The organism is Variovorax sp. MHTC-1, from assembly GCF_003984645.1.
Taxonomy (GTDB): domain Bacteria; phylum Pseudomonadota; class Gammaproteobacteria; order Burkholderiales; family Burkholderiaceae_C; genus Variovorax.
The window spans coordinates 46784-67495 of the sequence record NZ_RWKI01000022.1; the positions used below are offsets into that span (position 1 = coordinate 46784).

Annotated in this window: 11 protein-coding genes; 3 read left to right on the plus strand and 8 right to left on the minus strand. The window is 60.9% G+C overall.

What is annotated here, in order from left to right:
* Window positions 1-271 precede the first annotated feature (271 nt).
* The 3 genes from EJI01_RS24320 to EJI01_RS24335 all read left to right on the plus strand — a co-directional run bounded on the left by EJI01_RS24320 (window position 272) and on the right by EJI01_RS24335 (window position 3980).
* Window positions 272-505, plus strand: a complete 234-nt coding sequence (locus EJI01_RS24320; protein WP_260602659.1) for an AbrB/MazE/SpoVT family DNA-binding domain-containing protein — start codon at window positions 272-274, stop codon at window positions 503-505.
* Window positions 505-843, plus strand: coding sequence for an endoribonuclease MazF (mazF, locus tag EJI01_RS24325; protein WP_126839695.1), 339 nt, complete (start codon window positions 505-507; stop codon window positions 841-843). The genes EJI01_RS24320 and mazF overlap by 1 nt, the downstream gene beginning before the upstream one ends.
* An 824-nt stretch (window positions 844-1667) precedes the next feature.
* Window positions 1668-3980: an ATP-binding protein gene (locus EJI01_RS24335; RefSeq protein ID WP_126839709.1), complete on the plus strand. Its 2313-nt coding sequence runs from the start codon at window positions 1668-1670 to the stop codon at window positions 3978-3980.
* A gap of 177 nt (window positions 3981-4157) precedes the next feature.
* On the opposite strand, the gene EJI01_RS24340 is transcribed toward EJI01_RS24335, so the two are convergent.
* The 8 genes from EJI01_RS24340 to EJI01_RS29620 form a co-directional block, all read right to left on the minus strand.
* Window positions 4158-5504: a DUF3322 domain-containing protein gene (locus tag EJI01_RS24340; protein ID WP_126839696.1), complete on the minus strand. Its 1347-nt coding sequence runs from the start codon at window positions 5502-5504 to the stop codon at window positions 4158-4160.
* A 10-nt stretch (window positions 5505-5514) separates the two neighbouring features.
* The gene (locus tag EJI01_RS24345) at window positions 5515-9123 is read right to left on the minus strand and encodes an ATP-binding protein (protein ID WP_126839697.1); all 3609 of its coding nucleotides are present in this window, start codon (window positions 9121-9123) and stop codon (window positions 5515-5517) included.
* Window positions 9120-9869 (minus strand): DUF4194 domain-containing protein, encoded by a 750-nt coding sequence (locus tag EJI01_RS24350; RefSeq protein WP_126839698.1) that lies wholly within the window; start codon window positions 9867-9869, stop codon window positions 9120-9122. The genes EJI01_RS24345 and EJI01_RS24350 overlap by 4 nt, the downstream gene beginning before the upstream one ends.
* A complete protein-coding gene (locus tag EJI01_RS24355; RefSeq protein ID WP_126839699.1) occupies window positions 9853-11319 on the minus strand; it encodes a DUF3375 domain-containing protein in 1467 nt (488 codons plus the stop codon). The genes EJI01_RS24350 and EJI01_RS24355 overlap by 17 nt, the downstream gene beginning before the upstream one ends.
* Entirely contained in the window at window positions 11316-16913 is a 5598-nt protein-coding gene (locus EJI01_RS24360; RefSeq protein WP_126839700.1) for a DUF3320 domain-containing protein, read from the minus strand. Before EJI01_RS24360 ends, EJI01_RS24355 begins: the two co-directional genes overlap by 4 nt.
* A 416-nt stretch (window positions 16914-17329) precedes the next feature.
* Window positions 17330-17986, minus strand: coding sequence for a DUF998 domain-containing protein (locus EJI01_RS24365; protein WP_126839701.1), 657 nt, complete (start codon window positions 17984-17986; stop codon window positions 17330-17332).
* Window positions 17987-19161: 1175 nt separating this feature from the next.
* A complete protein-coding gene (locus EJI01_RS24375; RefSeq protein ID WP_126839703.1) occupies window positions 19162-19686 on the minus strand; it encodes a sel1 repeat family protein in 525 nt (174 codons plus the stop codon).
* Window positions 19683-20712, minus strand: a 1030-nt coding sequence (locus tag EJI01_RS29620; protein WP_148112370.1) for an RHS repeat-associated core domain-containing protein, incomplete at its 5' end; no start/stop codon positions are given. The genes EJI01_RS24375 and EJI01_RS29620, both read right to left, overlap by 4 nt.

Sequence of the window (20712 nt, forward strand, 5' to 3'; positions counted from 1 at the left end):
GTGCAGGCAGTCGGCACGATCAACGACCTCGAGCCGCGCTGTCTTGCTGTCTTCGTCACGGGGAGGTTTTCTCGTCACCGAGTCTGCGCTCAAGCGCTTCAACGCTCGCTGGGCGAGCGGGATGGGCCGATCGCACGAAGGGCCCAGCCCCAAGGACGCAGAAGCGTTCAATCCTCAGAGTAGAACCAGCCCGTATCGACAATGTTGCTACGTTCGCGAGAATGAGGTAAAGTATCGACATTGACGATACAATGGAGGTCACATGCATGTAATGGTGAAGAAATGGGGCAACAGCGCGTCGGTGCGCATTCCCGCGTCGGTGATGGAGGCTGCCCGGCTGCATTTGGACGAAACCGTAGACGTGCGTGAAGAAGAAGGGCGTATCGTGATCGAGCCCGTACGGCCCGGCGAATTCGAACTCACAAAATTGCTGGCCCGGATCACCCCGGAAAATTTGCACGGCGAAGTCAGCTTCGGTCCTGCTGTGGGTAAAGAGTCGTTCTAATGGTTCGCCGCTATGTGCCCGAGGCCGGGGACATTGTGTGGCTGCATTTTGACCCGCAAGCCGGTCACGAGCAGGCCGGGCATCGGCCCGCGTTGGTGCTCAGCCCGTCGGCGTACAACGGAAAGACCGGCTTGATGCTTTGCTGCCCTTTGACGACGCAAGTAAAGGGCTATCCGTTCGAGGTCGAGATTGCTGGAGCCCGAGCAGGCGCGGCCCTGGCCGATCAAGTGAAGAGCCTTGATTGGGTGGCCCGCAAAGCGAGCCGCAAAGGCAAGGCTTCTGCTGCGGAGCTAGCCGAGGTCAGGGCAAAGGCAATCGCCCTCCTCGGCCAGCCTTAGCATTCCTCAGAGAATCGCGCATTGTTTTCTTCAGGCGGCCAACTAAGGCCTGGCTCCGCTATCGCGCGCCGGCAGTGCCTCGGCGGCAAGCGCGAAGCCGCTCGAAACCTGAAGGCACCCTTAGCTCGGCAAGGTCTGGCGCCAGCTGATTGTTGCTAGCGCGCCCACGCTTGCGTGAGACAAGGCGAGACGGACCTTCGGCCACATGGACGCTCGCGAGCCGTTCGATCTGCCGTCGGCTCATGCCAAGCCGCTGCGCGGCTTGGCCAACTCGCAGCATCCGGTCGACCACCGCTTGAACGGTCTTGGGTCGGTCCGCCTCGCGCATGGTCATCGTGATCGTCGCTGCAGGTGTCGCCATGGCCATGCCTCTGAGCTCGGGGCGGCCGACTGTGCGACATCTCTACTTAGCCAGAACGGGTCACTGCTACTCAGCCGCTACACACAGACGATGAGCAAGCCTTGTTATGTTAAATCCACGGCACGTACCAGGATGACCCCGCGATCCTGGGCCCGACGAGCAACGAATCGACACGAGGGCCCGCTGTGCAGCGACTGCCGTCGCTCAAATCGTCGAAGTCGCCGCCCTATAGCTGTCGTTCAACGCCGGACATGAGCGGCAGCCAGAGCAGGCCGCGCGAAGGCACTGACCAAGGGCAGCAGCGGGTCAGCCCCCGCCGCGGGTTGAATCAAAGAGTGTAATTCTTCCAAGGGTTAACGTTAGCCCGCCGGTCGCCACAGAATCATTTCATTCGCTTACATATAGAGATCACAACCGGGTGATGCCTGCGCTTGACGGGCACACGGTTGAGGAGCCTCTAAAAGTGATTCTTCGCATCAATCGCCTTCGGCAGTTCGGCATCTTCACCGACTACAACGGGTCTGGCATTCAGCAGTTTGGCAGGTACAACCTGATCTATGGTTGGAACGGCACTGGAAAGTCAACCCTTTCTAATGTCTTTTCTTGCCTTGAGAACCGCTCGCTGATTCCTCGCTTTGCTGGGGCTCAGTTCTCTATCGCACAGGAAGATGGGACTTCGCTCACTGAAGCAAATCTGTCGGCTTCACAACTGAACATCCATGTCTTCAATCAACGGTTCATCCACGAGAACATTAATTGGGACAAGTCGGTAAAGAGCATTCTTCTTATTGCCAAGGAGAAGATTGATGACCTTCAAGCTTTGGAGAAGAAGAAGGGTGAACTTGGAGAAAAGCAAAAAGCACACGCGGCAAAGCTGACAGAAATTCGCACAAAGACGGAAGCACTGGAAAAATTTCTAACCAGTGCAGCCAAAAAGATGAAGACAGGTCTTCAGTCGATTGATACCAGTGATAGCTATTATTTGAACTATGACCGACGCAAACTCTCAAAATTCATTGAGAGCAACGGTGAATCGGTTGTAAATAAAGGGTCCGTGCTTTCTGATGAGAAAGTCATTGATCTAACAAATGCAGCCAAGCCGGACCACCTGCCAAGCATTACCTTCGTCTCAACAGCAATTGAAGAAGGCTACTTCAAGAAGGCTGCTGGTCGCATCCGCGATCTGATTGGAACGACAGCAATAAATCAGGCAATAGAGCGGCTTACGGAAAACCCTAATATCCGTGATTGGGTGCAAAAGGGCCTGGAAATCCATGAGCACCACAAGTCAGAGTCTTGCGAATTCTGCGGGGAACCGTTTGCTAAAGCTCGTGCGGAAGCGCTGTCAGCTCATTTCAGCAAAGAATTCACCGACTTTCAAACGAGATTGAACAATGCAGCGACTTGGATTGAATCCCAAGGTGCTCCCGCCAACAGTCTTCCTGCATCAACAAGCTTTTATAAAGAGTTCGCCATTGAGGCGACGAAGCTAGAAGAACAATACAAGGAAGCCGCTCAAAAAATCAATGAACAAATCGAAGGCTGGCGGGATGCCCTGAAGGCAAAAATTACTGACCCCTCAAAAACAGACATACAGATTGCGGATATGGGTGAGGATGATGCGGCGAACTTCAATGCCGTCTTGTCGTCCATTGTTGACCTAGTGAAGAAGCACAATAATAAGACGGACAACTTCAGTGTAGAAACCTCCAAAGCCAAAAGGTCTCTTGAGCTTCATTTTGCTGCGGCAGAGATTCAAGAGTTTGACTATGCAGGAAATGAGAAGCAGTGCAAGGATTTGGAGGCGACCGCAGCGATCGACAAGAAGGCGATTGATGAGCTTGCTCTAGAGGTGGGGAAGCTTGAGGCTCTTCTATCCAATGAAACTGTAGGGGCCAAGGAGTTCAACGATATTCTCCATCGCTTCATTGGTCGCTCGGAGCTCTGCTTGAGCTTCAACCAAGCCAAAAAGGGTTATGAGATTATTAGAAACGGAGTTGGGGAGCATGATGGAAATCTTAGTGAAGGGGAGAAGACAGCGATTGCCTTCGTCTACTTCATCACGAAGCTCAAGGAGAATGGGAACAACATCAAAGACACGATTGTTGTCGTAGACGATCCTGTTTCAAGCTTTGACTCTAACCATCTATTTCATGCCTATTCCTTCCTTAAGACTCAATGCATAGACGTCAAGCAATTGTTTGTCCTTACCCATAACTTCACCTATTTCAAGCTCGTGAGAGACTGGTTTTCGACGACAAACAGGAATAGAGCGAAGAAGAATCCACCCAAGGCGCCGGTGGCATTTTTTTATAGGCTGGATGCCCCGCCAGGCTCCCCCCGTCATTCCCTGCTGGTGGATGCAGACGAATCGCTTAAAAATTACGGGTCTGAGTATCACTACATTTTCAAGAAACTCTATGCTTACAGAGCGAAAACGACACTTGACCGCGATGAGGCATTCTTGACCGCCAATCTCGCGAGAAAGCTACTGGAATCATTCTTCACCTTCAAGTTTCCTCGCGGTCGCAATGATGTGAATCAGTTAATGGATGCAGGGCTGGAGGGCTGCACTACCACCACAGCCGAATTGAAGGAAAAGATTTATAGATTCATCAATAAATATTCACACAGCGACGTTATTGAAATCACGGAAGAGTCCGCTGAGAACCTTGCGGGCGAGAGTCATAGCGTGCTGAACAACATCTTCCAATGGATTGAAGAGGTGGACAAGAAGCACTTTGATGAGATGGTGGAGGTCGCCCAAGGGGCTTGAGTAACTCAGCGATTAAAAAGCACGCCGCAGTAAACAAAGCCACCTCTAGGGTGGCTTTTTGTAGTGGAATATTTAGTAGTCCATCCGGTTTTTGGGGTTGAAGTGCTTGGCGATCACCGTGATCTACACCCATGCGCTCAGGACGGGGGGCGGTGCGCAGCTCATTGAATTCACTGCTCAGCACTGAGGTGCCGCAAAGGGGCCATCGGTGAACTTCAGCTCATAGTCTTGCCGCTCTTCCTGATCGTCGTGATCTTCGCGCAACGCTTCTTGAAGCGCGTGAAGGCAAACCGGCCAAGACAGCCGTTCTTGTTCCAGCCGCAGGTTCGTCCCCCACCTGTGCTCACGCAGCCCCGCGTACACGTCCATCTCGGAACGTGTGAGGTGGCGCAACTCTTCGGCGCGATTTGGCTTCAATTCGTTGACCCAAAGGGCCTGCCCACCCGAAAAGGTCGCCTTGTCCATTAAGATGGATTGCAGCCGCGAGAAAATGCCGCGAGCCCGGGACAAAATGGCAAATCCATGCGTATCCAAGTCGCCCCAATAGATCAGGCGAGGTAGGGCACCTTCGTCGACGGTGCCACCTAGATGGTCCGGGACCAGCCAAGGGATTCGAGCGAGCTCCGAGACCGCGTGCCCCAAACGCATGAAAGCGACCGTGCCTTCGAAATCCGGCAGCGCGAGCCCGGTTTCCAAGTTTTCCACGATGATGACCGAGCGGGCAGGAAGGCTCATCCGAGCCACCTCTTCTACCGGCGCCTCAATGTCACACAGCCCAGCCAACGTCGCGCGGAGCTCGGGGCAGAGGATTCGCAAACGAAGTTTGGCAGATGGCTTTCGCAGGCCACAAACCTCATGGAAATCCTGCGAGACCGAAGTGAGCGAGTGGCCCTTGGTTGCCAGAAGGAAATCGCGTACGACTGCCTTGCGAGGTTCGACCCATTTGGTGTCGATACCAGGCACTGGAAGTTGGCGCAGATACAAACCTGAGCGCGGATTGGCCTCGAACCAACCAAGAAGCGCATGCAATCGCTCGACATCGTCATCGGTCCAGTCAACAAACACCGCCAGGTGGCGCCGACAGACAGGCGAACGACGCAGGTTTGCAAAACGTCGAAAGAGCATGTCCCGGCGAAAGCACGCCTGGCTCCACTGCACACCTCGATTTACCCACTCGGCCAAGGCCGCGGGGGAGTCGATGACCATGCGCGCAGGGATCCTCTGCTCCCCGAGGCGGACCCACTGGCGGGTCTCCCAGACCAACGTGATCCCGCTTGGCAGCGTGGCTTGTGCCTGACCCCACTCCCGTACCCATTGGGCGACCGCGTCCATCGACTCGAGGACGTCCCGCTCCTTGAGACTGCCCAGGGGCATACGCACCGGCCAAGGCACAGCGTCGGGCGCATCCTCAAGAGGCTCTAAGCCCTCGGGCACGCCCGCGTCTTGCAGCAGCCACAGTCCAAACCGCGCATCTATGCGCCGCGTCATCTCGGCAAGGACGGTGGCCGGAGATTCCAGTTTCATGCCTGCGGGCTCACTCTTCGTTCGCCAGGGCCTGCAGCTCTGCGGTCAGACCGAGGCGACCTTGGTCGTTGTCATACTGAACCTGCGAGAAGCGCGAACTCTTGCCGTCGACGATGTGGATCACGGAGGCCCCGCCGATAAAGGGCTCCAGTGTCATCACTGAACGCATTGGCGTGGCCACCACCATCTGGAACCCAAAGGTCTTGAAGATGGTCATGGCAGCGGCAGTGAACTCCGCGTCGGCCTTGTCAAAGGCCTCGTCCAAAACGACCGTGGAGTACGAGGGCACTGATCGGTCCTGACCGCCCAGCTGGTAACGCAGTGCAGCGGCCAGGCAAGCCGCTGCCAGTTTTTGCCGCTGCCCCCCCGATTTACCGGCGCCGCTGTGATAGACCTCGCGCTCGATGCCGTCTCGGTCAAGCTCGCGAACGCGGAAGTCCACGTGGAGTCGCACATCCAAAACCAACGTGCGCCATTTGACGTCGGCCGATTCCTGGCTGGACAGCCGTTTCACCATTGCACTCAGGGCTTCGAAGCGTCGCTCGGCAGCTTCTTTGTCCTGCGTGAAAGCCTGGGTCAGCGCGTCGCGTAGTTGCGCACGAAACGCCTTGACCTCTTCAAGGGCACGGTCGTGGGGCTCGATGACCAGGTGTGTGCCGGGGTTGTAGTCCGCCGCTTTCAAACTACCGTTGACTTGGTCCAGGCGGTCATGAATCTGCTTTCGCTCGATGTCAAGGCGCTGCTGCAACGTGGCCAGATTCTGGTTGCTCTGCTGCTGCAGTAGCTGCATAAATCGGTCTTCGAACCGCGGCAGGTCATCGGTTTCCAGGCGCTCGAGCTTGGCGATGAAGTCCGTTGCGCTCTCCAGCTTTGGGTCCAGGCCACCGGCTTCGGACGGCCAAATGCGGCTGTAGTCCCGAAAAGCGAGTTCGATGGAGGCTTGGAGACTGGCCGAGCGGCCCTTGAGCGTGTCGCGCTCATGGCCGATGTTGCGAGTCACGCTGTGCAGCACGCTGTCCAGCGTCTCCAAGGCCACTGGACGATTGGTGCGCGAGACGCGCTCCTTGATGGCAGCACGCATCTCTTCGGTCAGTACGCGCGGCACGTGCAGCGCGTCGAGCGAATTTTGCAGGGCCGTCAGTCGATTAAGGCCGTCGCGCTCCTCGCCTTCCGCCTTCTGGCGCTTCGCGACCGCAGCTTCGTAGTGCTTTTCCTGGTTGGCCAGGCGCTCTTGCAAGTCTTTCAGGTCTGGATTGCGCTCCAGTTCCAGCCGGCGTTGTTGCTGCAACTCGGCAATCTGGCGCAACAAACCGCTGACGTCCATCTCTTCCCAGCTCACATTGGCGAGGATGTTGGCCTGATCGCGACGTAGCTGCAGTTCGTTGCGCTCCTTCGTTAGATCGTTGAGCTGCCCCTGGAGCACGGAGAGCTCACCGCCAACCTTTTGCGCCTCGTCGATATAGACTTGGCGCTTCGCCACGTTGTCGAAGCCCATCAGCCACTGGCGACGGTCATTAACATTGGAGCGGTCGTCCTTCTCGTGACGCGTGGTGTTGTGCTTGACCTGACCGGTCTTGGTGACAGCGCGAGTGCTGCTGCGAAATTCCGCCATGTCCTCGACACACTCGTAGTCGAAGTGCTGGCGCAATTGTTGACGCATCCAGTCTTGGTGGGGCCCGCGGGCCAGAGTGACCTTGCGAACAAGAGAGCCCTCGCTGAGGGAGCGCCGGTCGACCTCAGTGGGCGCGTTCATGATGGCGCGCAGGTAAACGACGCGCATACCCGTGTGACGCTCATTGAGCGCACGGCTGAAGTCGGCGTACATGTCTGGCTGGACGACGATGGACAGCGAAAAGCCTCGAAGAACGCGCTCGATGGCGCCGGTCCATACGGCCTCCTCGGGACGGACTTCCATCAGCTCACCGGCGAAGGGAAGGTCCTTGGGCTCGGCGCCAAGCTCCTGCGCAAGCTCGGCGCGCAGCCGCAGGTAGGGGCCTGGAATGTTGGAGGGCTGGCGCTCCATGGACTCGATTTCGCTGCGCAGTTCGCTCAACCGCTCGGACAGACGGTCGTACTGGCTCTTGACGGGGTCTCGGCGCTCCTGAAGGTCGTCGGCCGGTGACGGGCCACTGAGCAGGGCCCGAGCTTTCTCCTGGGTGGCCAGAAAAGTCTGAGGCGCGCCAGGAGTGGGCCAATCCAATGCGCGGCATGCCGCCTCTACTACGGCATGCTTGGCGAGGCGATTTTTTTGCTGGCCCTCGGCCTCCTTGATGCGAAGTTCCAAGTTCTGAAGCTGCAGGCCACCGGCGCCCTGGACCTGAGAGATGTACTGGTCGCGGACGCTTTTCTCGTGAGCTTCCTTCGCCTTTGCCTCTCCAATGGCAATCTGGAAGTACTGGATTTCCCTTCTCGTGTCCTCGATTTCTGCGTTTATCAGTACCCCGCGCTGCTCCTGACCGTAGCTTTCCAGGTGTTCATCGATGGCTTGCAGGTCGTCGATCTGTGTCACGACGCTGGCGCGGGTTGCGAAGTTATCTCGAGCTGGCGCCAGAGTCTCGATCTGTCTACGAGCTGAGACCACTTCGGCATGAGCTGCATTGAGCTCCTGGAAGTCGCGAACCAGTCGCTCGGCAACCGAAAAAGTCTCAGGTTCGTCGAGCATGAAGTCCCGAAGGAACACATTGAGCTCGCCCAGGTCCTTGGTCGACTGGGTCTTGTGCAACAAGCGTAGCGCCCGCTCGCTCTCGATACCCAACAGCCGGCAGAAACGCTCTTGGTAGGCCTTGAACTCTTCTCGGATGAAGGCCTCAGGGAAGGCCGCCTTGAGCTTCCTGACGTCGAAGTCCGTCTCGGCGAACGGGGCCTTGAACTCAGTGACGTCGAATTCGCGCTCGAAGACGAGGTACTGATGCCGCAGGTCGCGCGTGGAGGCACTTTGGCCGCGAATCCACATCAGCATGACGATGGTAACCACCGCTCCCAGAGCATTGCGGTATGTGGCAGCCAGCGCGCTCCATGTGGTGCCCTTGCGCAGGAACTGCTGGACGGCCTCGCGCTCGTCATTGCTCTGCCGGGCCCAGGCGCCGCGCACGTAGGTCACCAGGTTTCGGTCGGAACGGCCGCGGTCGGCTTCGCGCGCGGCCGCATTGAAAGCGCGCCAGCGGTCCGGGGTGGTTAGTGCGGCCAGACCGTCGAGCATCGTGCTCTTTCCGGAGCCGGAGTTACCCACAAAAAGGTAGCCTTCGGGTGCGATGGCAAAGTCCGCAACCCCATGGAACGTGCCCCAGTTGTAGGCCTGCAGGCGACGCAGACGGAACTGCATCTGGACATCGGGGTCCTCGCCGTCGAGAAACGTGGTAGGACGGGTCGAGTGCGCGCTCACCAGGTCGGCCGGAACCGCAGTAGAGCGCACCGTCAAGGGCGCGGAGGGGGAGGAGGGGGGCGAGGGCGAGGTGTCCACCTCGAATGCAAACAGATTGGTGTCTGCCAACAAGGAGGCAACGGGCGCCAGGGCGATCGGACTAACCTCATTCGCTTGCTTCAACAGGAACGCGGGCACGCCGGTGGTGGAGAACAGCTCTTCGCCCACCGGCGAGTTCGTGTTGTTGGAATCCGTCACGCCTGGTCCCCTTCATTTTCGTTGTCGTCGCTAATGGTGCTGTCGGCACCTGCCTCCGCGTCGGGCGCGTTCGGAAGCCCCGCAGCTGCGGCGTACGCCTTCGTCAGCTGTTCGATCTCCTCCGCGGGAAACAGCAGTTTGAGCGCTGGAGAGACCTCGAAGCGTTCTTCCGAGTTGGCCAGCTTGCGCAGCAAGCCCAACTTCTTGGCCTTCTCCACCGCGCCATCACACTGTTTGGCGAAGCGCGACTGGTCTACGTTGTCGCTACGCTCGAACGTCTTCAGGTACTCGAGCATCTCCTGGAGGTCGAGCGCCGCGCGCTCCCCCTGCGCGTCGGCCTGGGTCAGGCGAAGACGCAGGAAAAGCAGCAGAGCGGTTTCGATGAAGGACAGGGTGTTTCTTCGCAGCAAAATGGGGATGTCCACATCTTCTCGGGACACCTGACGCAAGAACGCCACCTGCTGGTCTCGGTCGAGCACCAAGTCCAGGAAAAGCTCGTGTAGCCGACTACGTAGGACTTGCTCGTCGCGCAACACCACTTCCCATGCTTTGGAATGCCGGCGCCCGTCTATCAGAGGACCTGTCAACAGTTGCACGAGCGTGCGGCGCGTGTCAAGTGGCAGGGCGCCGCTATCGCCCTCAAAGGTCTGCTGGCGGGCCACCTGCAACGCGGCAACCGAAGCCTCTAGCGAATCGGTGGGGGCCCCGTGCTCGTCGGAAGGAAGGATGTCAAAGTTGGAATTCATGTGAGCGTTCCCTACGGAAGAACACGGTAGGAGCGTCAGCACGTCGACGAACGCCGTCTGCACCCGTCCATTCGATGGAACAGGGCTGAGTCTCAAAAATCTGGCCATGCTTCGCGGCCAGGGAAAGGTAGCCCACCACGCTGCCCAAGCCCTGCTCGACATCGAAGCATTCCAGCAGTTCGGTCAGGCTTACCACTTCCTTGTCTTCAAGGAGGGTGAGGATGTTGCGTTTCAGGGCGCGAAGGTCGATCTCCGAGCGACGGACCATCTCTGCAATTTCATCCATGGAGAGTTCGCCCTCAGGCACCTTCTCCATGGTGGTGTCCGCCACTCGCATATCGGGGTCCAGCAGGCCCCACTGAGCGGCTGAGGCCACCCGGGCACCGGTCGAGGTGAGGGTGAAGCCGATATTGGCGTTGGTACGAAGCTGGTCCTTGACCTGCACAGCCCTGCGCTGGGCCACACCAAGCAGCTGATGCAGCCTGCGGTTTTCCATGAACTCTCGGCTCTGGACAAAGTGCTTGAGGCCGCGTGCAAAGCTTTGCTGCACTTCATGCACGGTCGAACCTTCCTTGAGTAGCAGACTCGTGAGGTTGCGCAGCATGCGCCGGTCGGCGTCACTCAGACTTCTGGAGAACGAGCGAGAGTTCAGGGCGTCCACCGCATCATCGAGGATGGCTGACTGCTCATAGTCATTGAGCAGCCGCCAGAAGGCCTGGAAAGTACGACCGGCGTCGCTATCGCCAATGACGTCCACGCCGCTGAAAAGCTTCTCGAGGACGTGACCGCGGCTGCCCTCGTGGTCCATAAGAGTTGCGCGCAGGTCGCGGTTGAGACGCTCGAACTCATCGCGCACCTGGCGGAAATCCGAAACCAGTTCCTCCGCCAGAAAGATGATGTCGCGAGCACGCTCCAGCGCCCGATCATCTGGCAAAGTCGTGATCTGGCCGTTGTTGACGCGTTCGATCTCACGATCGATGCGGTCGCGCTGCTCCATCAGCGACTCCAGCCGGCTTTTGCGGTCTCCGTCGGTTTCCTCGGCAAGCCGCTGGAGTTGGTTGATGACAGTGGCCAGACGGCTTTCGGTCGCGCTGCGGCGCGGCTGGGTGGAACTCACAATGAAGCGCACGGCGTTGGCCGCATCGGTCGTCAGACTGAGTTCCTCCTCGGGTGCGCCTTGCGCCAGCCGACGCGACAGCCAACCCAGGTCAATCCATTCCCGCACATAGGCTGCGGCCGAATAGGGCAGCTCATAACCCTGGGCCCGCAGGGCTTCAATGTCCCGAGTCAGCCGCTCCTCCAAGGTCGATGCAGCGAGCACCTTTTCTTCCTGAAGGAGCAGGTTGTCCAACAGCGCGGCAATGACGGGCGCACGGTCGGCCGCAAGTAGCTTCCACATCGGCTGCTCGCGAAGGTTGCGCAGTGTGGCTGCGCTGCGCAGGATACTCATGCAACGGCAGCCGCATTCTGATCGGGCTCGTTGGAAGGCTTGATGATGATCATGTTGTGCTCGCGGCTGAGTTCGCCCTTGAGTAGCAGGTCTTCGAGAACGGATTCAATAGCTCTTCGAAGCTGCGCGCTGGTCGCCTTAAACCCAAGCTGCCGAGAGATGGACATGACGATCTCTTCGGGGGTCGCACCAAAGTGCCTCGAAACAATGGATGCGATTCCAGCAGCGATCTCCAACGGCGGGATCATTTCTGGCTTGCGAAGACCCGATGAGCGAGTGTCCGTCCGATCACGCAACCTTACGGGAACTGCAGGGCTGGAAAGGAATGCGCCGTCGCGCTCGATGCGCCCGGTTGCGTGCGCGCGCTGCACGCCTTGCTCAACTGCCGCGTCGATCCTGGCGCCCGAGCGCTGCAGGCCCCAGGCAGTGCGTAGGCGGGTCACGACTTCGTCGACGTGCACGGGCGATTCGATGCGCACGACCTGGGCGACCAGATCGGCGATCACGCCGAGCGGCGTCTCGTGCAACTCGTAGGCGCCCGGACGCGCAGGCTCTGCTTCGATGTAGGGCTGACCGGCCGAGTCGCCACCCGCCTCGGACAGGCCGATCTCCGTGACCTCGTGCCGATCGATCGTGACAATCTCCACGGGCACGGCGCGTTGCGGCGTGAGTGCGGCTTCGAGTTGCGCATTCAGCTGGACCTTCGCGGCCTCGATCGCGCGGACCGTGCGCTCGAGCTGCTCCATGGGGCGCTGGAACCAGTCAGTGCTCCAGATGCGGTGGATGATCCATCCATGGTCCTCGAGCACGGCCTGTCGCAAGCGGTCACGGTCGCGGGCGGAGCGGGCGGAATGGTATGAAGCGCCGTCGCATTCGATGCCGAGCAAATAACGGCCGGGGCGCTCGGGATCGGCGATGGCCAGATCGATGAAGAAGCCGGCGATGCCGACCTGAGGGTGGACCTGGTAGCCCTTGGACTGGAGTGCCGTGGCCACTTGCTCCTCGAAGACGCTGTCCATCTCGCGGCTGGTGGCTTGGGCCATGGACAGTCGCCCCGTCCTGGCGTAGTGCAGGAAAAGCTTGAATGCGAACACGCCCTTGCCCTTGGCACGATCAAGATCGATGTCCTCGTCCGTGATCGAGGCGAACACCTCGCAGCGTCGCTTCGCACGACTGATCAGCACGTTGAGCCGCCGTTCGCCGCCATCGGCGCCCAGGGGACCAAAGCGCATCGCCATGTAGCCCTGCGTGTTCCTGGCATAGCCGACCGAGATCACGATGACATCGCGCTCGTCGCCCTGGACGTTTTCCAGGTTCTTGACGAAGAAGGGCTCGCTCGGATGTGCGTGGAAGAACTCTTCCGTGTCTGGATTGAGACGGCGTAGCGTCTCCAACTCGTCCTGGATGGCGCGCCTCTGGGAGACAGAGAAGGTGGCGACGCCCAGCGAGAGCTCGGGGCTGGTCTTGGCGTGACGGACGATGGCCTCGGCGACGGTGCGCGCCTCGATCGCGTTGGCACCCGTGCCGCCCGAGTCGAAGCGTCCTTCCGGTACATGATGGAAGCGCAGGCCCATCCCAGCTTCCTTCGTGTACGGGCTCGGCACGATGAACAGCTTGTTCTCGTAGAACTGGCTGTTCGAGATCGCGATCAGGGACTGATGGCGGCTGCGGTAGTGCCAGCGAAGCATCCGTTGCGGAAGACCGCGCGCAGCGAAGAGGCCGAGAATGCTCTCGATGTCAGCCACGGGCGTTTCATCATCGTCCTCCTCGCCCGACTGCGATCCGGTCACCTTGGAGAAGAACTTGGTCGGGGGCAGCTGACGCTCGTCGCCGACGACCACGACCTGCTTGCAGCGCGCGATCGCGCCCAGGGCGTCGACCGGCTGGATCTGACTGGCTTCGTCCATCACCAGCAGATCGAAGCTCAAACGTCCGGGCGTGAGGAACTGTGCGACCGACAGCGGACTCATCATCATGACGGGCTTCAGTGCCTGGACGGCGGGCCCAGACTTCTGCATGAGCTGGCGGATTGGCATGTGGCCGCGCCGCCTCGCCATCTCCGCACGCAGAACACCGACCGGGCCGGCACCGCCATCGCGCGGCGGTATCCGGCGATGGTGGGCGCGCACAACCTCCATGCTGGCGGCCTTGATTCGCTGCCGGTCGAGCTCGGCGAATTCCTGCACCTGGCGGGTGTGCAGGTCGCCGTCGAACTGGCCGATGGCCGGATCTTGGCTCACCAGCTCGGACAGCATTGACTCGAAGTACGCCATTTCGAAGGATGGGTGGGCCTCGGGTGTGGGCAGGCGACCGTCGACCAGGCGGTCCACGAGCTGGCCGAGTCCGGCCGAGCGTGTCTTACCGGCGCGCTCGCAGTACGTGACCCACTTGGAGAGCTGCTCGGTGTTGGCCAGCCAGGTCGCGAGCCGGGTCTGCGCCGCCTCCATGTCCGTTGCCGCCATGCTTGCGACACCGAAGAGCGCGGAAGCGTCCGCCTGCAGGGTCGCCGTGAGCGACGCCAGCTCGGAAGGAAGGTCCGTGGCTTCGCGGGCCAGAAGGCGGGTTCGCTCCGCGAGCTCTCGCCGCTCGGGAAGCCGCGCTGCGAGCATGCGCAGATCGGGATGGGCAGCGATCCAATCGGCGCCGGCGGAAAGCTGAGCCCAGTCCGACCGGCGACCGTGCCAGACGTCGCCGAACGCCGCCTTCGCATGGGTGTCGTAGCGGTCGATCTGTTCGCCGAGCTTCTGCCAGTAACCCAGGCGACGGACCAGGTCGAGCCGCGCCGTCCGGGCGGCGGGTACCTGCAGCAAGATCCGCCGCAACAGGTCGTCGGACCAGACCATCTGCCGGGCCCTGGCCGCGAAAGCCTCGAGCGTCGCCCGCTCGGCCGAAGCCGCTTCCGACACGAGAGACGAGGCCGCTGCACCCAAGTCGTGCCAGAGGCCGGTGAGCACGGGCGCGACCTGTTGCAGGAGCTGGCGCACCCGCTGCGCTCGGGCGCCGACGGCCGAGCGCTGCTCGAGCCGGCTCGCGATCAGCCGGGGCTCGGCGCCGAGGCCGCGCAGCGTGCGCATCCACTCCACGAGCGCCATCATCGGTGCGCTTTGCGAGCGCTCTCCCCGCCACTCAGACCCGAAGGCGGACCTGCCGAACGCATCGTCTTCGCGCACCTTGGCCGCCGCCGCCTGGCCCTTGATGAGTGCATCGAGCAGCTGAACGGCCTGTGCGATCGGCATCTTCGGGTCGCTGACGATGGAGCGGACGAGGGCGTTGGCCCGTCGCCAGCCGCCATTGAAATGTCTGAGGAAACCCGTGTGGGTGGCGAGCGCCTGGCGTGCCGCCACGACGTCGGTCGACCAGGCGGAATCCAGCAGGCGTTCGCCGACCAGCTTGCGTGCTTGTTCCAGCGCGGCGACGGCGCCGGCCAGGTCACCGGCCTGCTCGACGCCGTGGTCCCAAACCGCGGCGGCGAAGGCGTCCGGACTGGCATCGGGGGCGACCGCCACGCGCTCGGCGGTCGCAGTGAGGCGCTCGATGCTCGCCAGCGTGTCGATCAGTGCGGCCGAGCCGAGTTCGGCGCTCAGGCGTTGCGCTTCGGCTTGCAGCGTGGGAAGCAGCGCCTGGAGCTGGCGGGCCCGGTCGTAGGCGCCGGCGGGCAGGTCCTCTGGCAGGCTTTCGAGCTCGGTCTCCAGACCGTCGAGACTTGCATCGATGGCACCGGGCAGAAGCGATGGCGACAGCTCGGCGCCTGCCTGCGCATAGAGCGCGCCGCGGCGCAGCAGCTCTTTGAGCGCATTCAGGGACTGGTCCCACAGGGGCGATGACAGCGCCTCGGCCGGATATTCCGGTGCTGCCGCCAGTGTCTCGGCGAGCTCGAGCACCACCCGAACGTCGTCGAAGCGCTTGGGCGGCTGCGACCGCTCCAGCCGCTCGGAGACAGTTGTCAGCTCGCCGCGCAGCGTATGGATGCGATCGTGCAGATTCGTGAGAGGAGGGACGAGCCGTTCCACCGTCGTGGGCAGGATCAGCTCCAGGCCGACGCCGTTCCAGGGATGCGCCGCGGGCAGACCGATGTCGTCGATGCGCTGTGCGAGCTCGTGCAGCATCTGGCGACGCTGCGCGACCTCGTCATTGCTCCAAGATGTCGGGTGCTCGAGCTCGAAATCCACGGGTTTCTGCCCGAGCTGCCGCAGGCGGGTCAGATGCCCCATCACTTCGAAGGGCGTGAGCCCAGACGGTGTATGGCGAACATGCATGCGGGAGGCATGTCCATTGAGCAGATCTCGCGCATCCTTCAACTTCCCGGTGAGCCCGTTGGAGAAGTCGCCGCGCGGGGAGCCGAGCTCCCAAGTCCTGCGCAGCTCCTCCAGCAGCACCCGCTTGTTGGCCTTATTGCTGTGAAGCTCCAGGCACACGTCGCCCACGCCCGCTTGGTCGAGCCGACGCTTGACGACCTCCAGCGCGGCCATCTTCTCAGCCACGAAAAGAACGGTCTTGCCGTCGGCAACCGCGGAGGCAATGACGTTGGCAATGGTCTGTGACTTCCCGGTGCCGGGCGGGCCCTGGATCACCAGGTCACGCCCGCGCCTCACGTCGTGTACCGCCAGGGTCTGGGAACTGTCGCTGTCGACGATATGAAGCATGTCCGCGGGCTCGATATGCGGGTCGATCGGCAGGTCTTCCGACATCAGAGGCTCGCGATGTTCGAAGCCGTCGGCCAGTAGCGCGCGGATCATGGCGTGGTCGGCCAGCCGACTCTCGCCGGGCCAGTTCTCGGAGTCCAGATCCCTGTACATCAGGAACTTGGCGAAGGAGAAGAAGCCGAGGACGACGTTGTCCGCCGCCACCGTCCAGTCCGGCTTCGTGGCGATGGCTTCGGCAACGGCGGCGAAGTATGCCGCCGGATCGAACTCATCGCCCCCATCAAAGGTCGGGAGCTTGAGCGCGTGGACCCGGTCCAGGTAGGCCTCTAGGGACAGGTTCGAGATCAGGTCCTCCGGGCGCAGGCGCAGCCGGAACCTCTCGCCCGCGGTGCCGCGCTCGAGGCTGACGGGAACGAGGATCAACGGCGCGTGGCGCACGTTCTCCTTCTTGTTAGGGTCGACCCAGTTCAGGCTACCCAGGGCCAGAAAGAGGATGTTGACGCCTTGTTCCTCCTCCAGCGTGCGCGCGTCGTGGTACAGGTCGAGAAGGCGTTTCTGCAGGCCCTTGGGCGTCATGCGTGTCTGCAGCCTGGTGTCGGCATGGCGCGCGAACACGCCGCGCTCGTCCGGCCCGTCCTCCTCCTCTGGCTGGGCAAGCACCGCAGCGCTGTTGACGTCTTCCTCGTCGACCCCGTCGCCCTCATCCGTCTCGCCGTTCCGGTCCGGACGGCCGGCCAGGAAGGTGAAGGCCCGGTTTTCCCGCACCAGGAGACGAAAGATCTCGACGGATCTTTCATCCACGACGTCAATGGTCTTGGCGCTCTTCGAGAAGCGCGGAACGTGCAGCAGGCGGTTGCGGGCAGACAGGTCCAGCAGTTCCATGCGGGCCCGCTCGAGCTTCGCCTCGAGCGGCAGGTTGCTATGGAACACAGAAGTTTCGGTATTGGACATGCGGCCTTCTTCTCATTTATGCAAAGTGCGCTTGCAAGGGGCGACTCGACGCGCACAGGCAGCGAGACCGGCAGGCAGGTCTGCTCATGCGTCACGAGCGGACACAAAAGGAAACATTCTGCCGATTCAGCAGGATTGGACCAGTGCGGGCAATGACTGGTGGCAGGGTTTCGCTCCAAATACCGGATCAGTGTGCAAAAGTTGGGAGCCTGATTTCGAGGCCGTTGATGATCCGAATGCGCTGCTGGCGGATCCTGCCGAGCAGAGGGGCGCCGTTGCGGGTGGTCCGGCACTCATCCAGAACATGGATCAACGCGAACTTCACCTCGTCATTCGCAACTCGGTGGACTTCAGGGGCGAGATGTCTCGCCCCGGGGCCTGGGCCTGGAGCCCGCCCATTTCATTGCTGGGGCTCGCTAGCTTGGGTTAGTGGCCTTCATGGGAGAAAAACGCTCTTCCGGTCTGGTGAGGAACGGGAGCGTGCGGCTTGCCGTCAGCCAGGAAATTCCGAAAGCGACGAGGCCGGCGGTCTCCCCATAGAAAACCAGTCTGGGGATGGGGCGGGAGAGGCCACCGTCGAGGAAATGATCCAGTGCCAGCACCAAGATCGACAGTGCAATCGCCACGCCGCACAGCACATAGATCGTGGCGCGGACCTTTGCTTGCGGGTAGCCCTTCGCAAGTGCTCGTCGATAAAACGCGTAGCAAAAGTACGTCAGGATGAGAAACATCACTGCAGCCGATGCACCATGCACATAGGGCACCTGCGCTTTGTGGGAGCCGCATTCGCAAGGGAAGAGAGCGACACCGAGTGCTGCAATTGCAGCAACCTTGCTGAGAATCATCTCCGTTCGCGAGAGGCCGTTGTACGACAGCAGGAAAGCGGCGATGGCGAACAGAAATCCGATGAAGATGCTCTGCGACCAGCCTCCCTGATAGTAGGACTCGCTGATCGAGTTGATGGCCGTTCTCGAGAAGGCGCTCGTCAGACTCGCGAGGCTCAGCGCCACGATTCCGACGATGAGCTTAGTCGTGCGATGGTCAATCTCCTCGCGCTTCGGTGTGGTCGGCATGACAGCAGCCCTCCTCGTGCATTGCGCTCCGCGTGGAGCAGATCCTTCGCAGAGCCGCGGACAATGAAGCATGGACTTCGTGAGCGCGCCTCGCCGTCGCGGCTCACAGAGTTCCATGCGCGGCGAACTAGCCCCGGCGCATGGTAGAGCGGTCCCGCAACGTCGGGCAATCCACCAAACGGTGGAGATCGGTGCTGCCCCGTGGGCGTTCCCGGCACGCGATTCGGACTATTCGAGGCGGCTGCCGCAGCAAGCAATACAGCGCGCACCAGACTTTCGACAGTTGCCGTTCACGCCCAGACCGTGCCCGCCTCACGGTCGACCCTTGTGCGGGCTTGCAGCAATCAGTGCTTCACCGCACAAGGTCACCACAAAAATCACCGCCCACGATCGCCGGACTGTCAAGCCCCCAAGTGCGGATGCTCCGTTGGAACGGTTGGTCCCAAATTCCGAGCGGGAGCACCACGATCCGCAGACCAACGAGCCCGCGGACAGCCCGAGAGGGGAAAAGTGATGGCTGAGTACTGCGTCAATCGTCAGCAGCAAACGAACGGTGACTATGAAGTCCATGAGAGGGGCTGTCAGTTTTGGCCGAGCCCGGCGAACGCTCTGTCGCTCGGCTTTTTCTCCAATTGCGCCGGTGCAGTCCAGGCGGCTCGCCAGTACTACCCCCAAGTGAACGGCTGCCGAACGTGCAGCCGGCCTTGCCATACTCAGTGAGAGAGGGGATGTCCACACCCTTTCTTTCGTCAGGCGCTGCGCCGGGAGCATCCCCCGATGCAAAAAGACACGCATTGCGCCTGGCAAGAGGCAAGGCGGAGCAGGATGGACACGCTTGCAGCTTATTGCATCGCTACAGTCCTGTCGGTACCTGAGCTGCCCCCCCGAGGAGTCCGGTCTCAGGTACGCAGTGCTGCCACGGGCGTCACCGGCCAAGGCGATATGGCCGGCCGCGCTGTCGTGTTACGCATCGAGCCTCGCTGGGCGAATCTTCGTTCTTGGTGCTAAGGTGCTCGGCGAGTTGGCAGGACAAAGACCATGAAATCGACGCCGCCCCCCCCACGCAGAAGCCCTGAATTGTTTGCTGTTTGGCCGGTGCTTGGCGGCACCTACCAAGTGGTGAAAGAGCTGCCATCGTCCTCGCATAGCGCTATCGGACCAGGGCCGCACACGAGCTACTGCGCTGGCGGCTTCGAATTGCCATCACTTCGTCGTTTGGCTATCTCGGTGGTGATGTACTGCTTTTGCTTTGGCCAAGATTCAAAGGACCGAACTGCTTCCTCTTGGCCGCTCGCCGCTGCCTTGCGAAACCACTCCTCTGCTTCCTCCAAGTACGCCGGGTCCAAGCGGTTCAGGCTGCGATCGCACAGCATCGTTCCATAGGCGTTTTGGGCCTCCGGATCTCCTGCCACCGCCTGCAACAGGATCTTTGCAATCGCACCTTGCAAATCTGGTGAATCCATCCCGGCTTGGTCGCTGCGATAGACGGCCAAAGAGGCGTGCGCATCTGCCAATCCACCGAGTACCGCTTCCCCGATCACAGCGACCACAGCGCTGTGTTTGTCGACCGGAAGACGATCTAGAGGCAACTCAAGCAACCTGAATGGTGACGGTACGTCGCCGATGAACTGACGCCAGAGGCGCATGACATTGGCGGCCTCATCGACCTCTACGAGAACGCTATGCAACTTCGTTGTCATCTGCAATTCCTTGAACAATCGATCTTGCAGGCCCGAGACTGAGCCGCCGCACCCAGTAGACAGCGCGCCAACCCGTCTTCGCTCGGGACTAACCCGTCATTTCCTGGCGAGTTAAACACCCGGCGGCAGTTTCTCACGGCTTCCAGATATGCGCCATGGCACCTCGCAGAGCATTCCCCGTAGTCTTCACGATCGTCGTCATCAATGGGATTGAACTGCAGCCAGCCCCTCAACCAGTTGGATACCGATCCCGCCGAACTGGGCGGCGTGTATGTGTCCGTCCTTGGATCATAGCCACCTCCCTTGCCATCACCCGCGCCCGGCGACAGTGCCGGCGTCGGAAACGGAACGGGGCCGAAGGGGGACGGGGCTGCTCCCTGTAGTCCGAAGGCATCAGCGAAGCTCAACGGATTGCTGTCGACGAAAGCAAGTCGATTCCACCCCCCATCAAGCCCAATCGGATCCGGTTGACTGTACCGCCCCGTCCGACTGTCGTAGCTCCTAAAGTAGTTGTAGAACAGCCCACTCTCCTTGTCCGCGTACTGGCCGGGGTAGCGCAGGTTGTATGTGACTGCCGATGCGCCGGTCACGCCCGTCGTCGGATTGGTCGTTGCGCTTGTGAAACGCGTCGCCGCGATCGTGGGCTCCTCATCGCCGAATGCCGAGTACCCCCATTGCCACAACACCTGTCCATCCGCCGCACTGATGCGACGCGGTGTTTTCAGGTGGTCCACGTGCACTGCATAGGCGGTACCGTCGATCATCACCGCCACAGGCATCGGCCCGTTGGCTGTGGGCAGCCAGATGTGCTGGGTCACGCCCGCGCTGTTCGCCCCCCCTGTGCCGGTCTCGGCAAGCAAGGTCCCCCCTTCGTCATAGACGTATGCGAAGCCCAGTTGCTCCGCCTCGACGGCGGTTGGGTTCCATAGCCGGGTAAAGAAGGCCACCAGGCTCTGCCAGAAAGTGGGGTCGTTCTCGTCGCCCTCGGCTGGCGGGTATTGAGGCTCTGTCTTGAACACCCGCTGG

Bases quoted from the DNA above. Each gene is read 5' to 3' on its own strand.
- EJI01_RS24340 (WP_126839696.1), bottom strand. From the start codon at position 5,504: ATGAAACTGGAATCTCCGGCCACCGTCCTTGCCGAGATGACGCGGCGC.
- EJI01_RS24350 (WP_126839698.1), bottom strand. From the start codon at position 9,869: ATGAATTCCAACTTTGACATCCTTCCTTCCGACGAGCACGGGGCCCCC.
- EJI01_RS24355 (WP_126839699.1), bottom strand. From the start codon at position 11,319: ATGAGTATCCTGCGCAGCGCAGCCACACTGCGCAACCTTCGCGAGCAG.
- EJI01_RS24375 (WP_126839703.1), bottom strand. From the start codon at position 19,686: ATGACAACGAAGTTGCATAGCGTTCTCGTAGAGGTCGATGAGGCCGCC.
- EJI01_RS24320 (WP_260602659.1), top strand. From the start codon at position 272: ATGGTGAAGAAATGGGGCAACAGCGCGTCGGTGCGCATTCCCGCGTCG.
- EJI01_RS24360 (WP_126839700.1), bottom strand. From the start codon at position 16,913: ATGTCCAATACCGAAACTTCTGTGTTCCATAGCAACCTGCCGCTCGAG.
- mazF (WP_126839695.1), top strand. From the start codon at position 505: ATGGTTCGCCGCTATGTGCCCGAGGCCGGGGACATTGTGTGGCTGCAT.
- EJI01_RS24365 (WP_126839701.1), bottom strand. From the start codon at position 17,986: ATGCCGACCACACCGAAGCGCGAGGAGATTGACCATCGCACGACTAAG.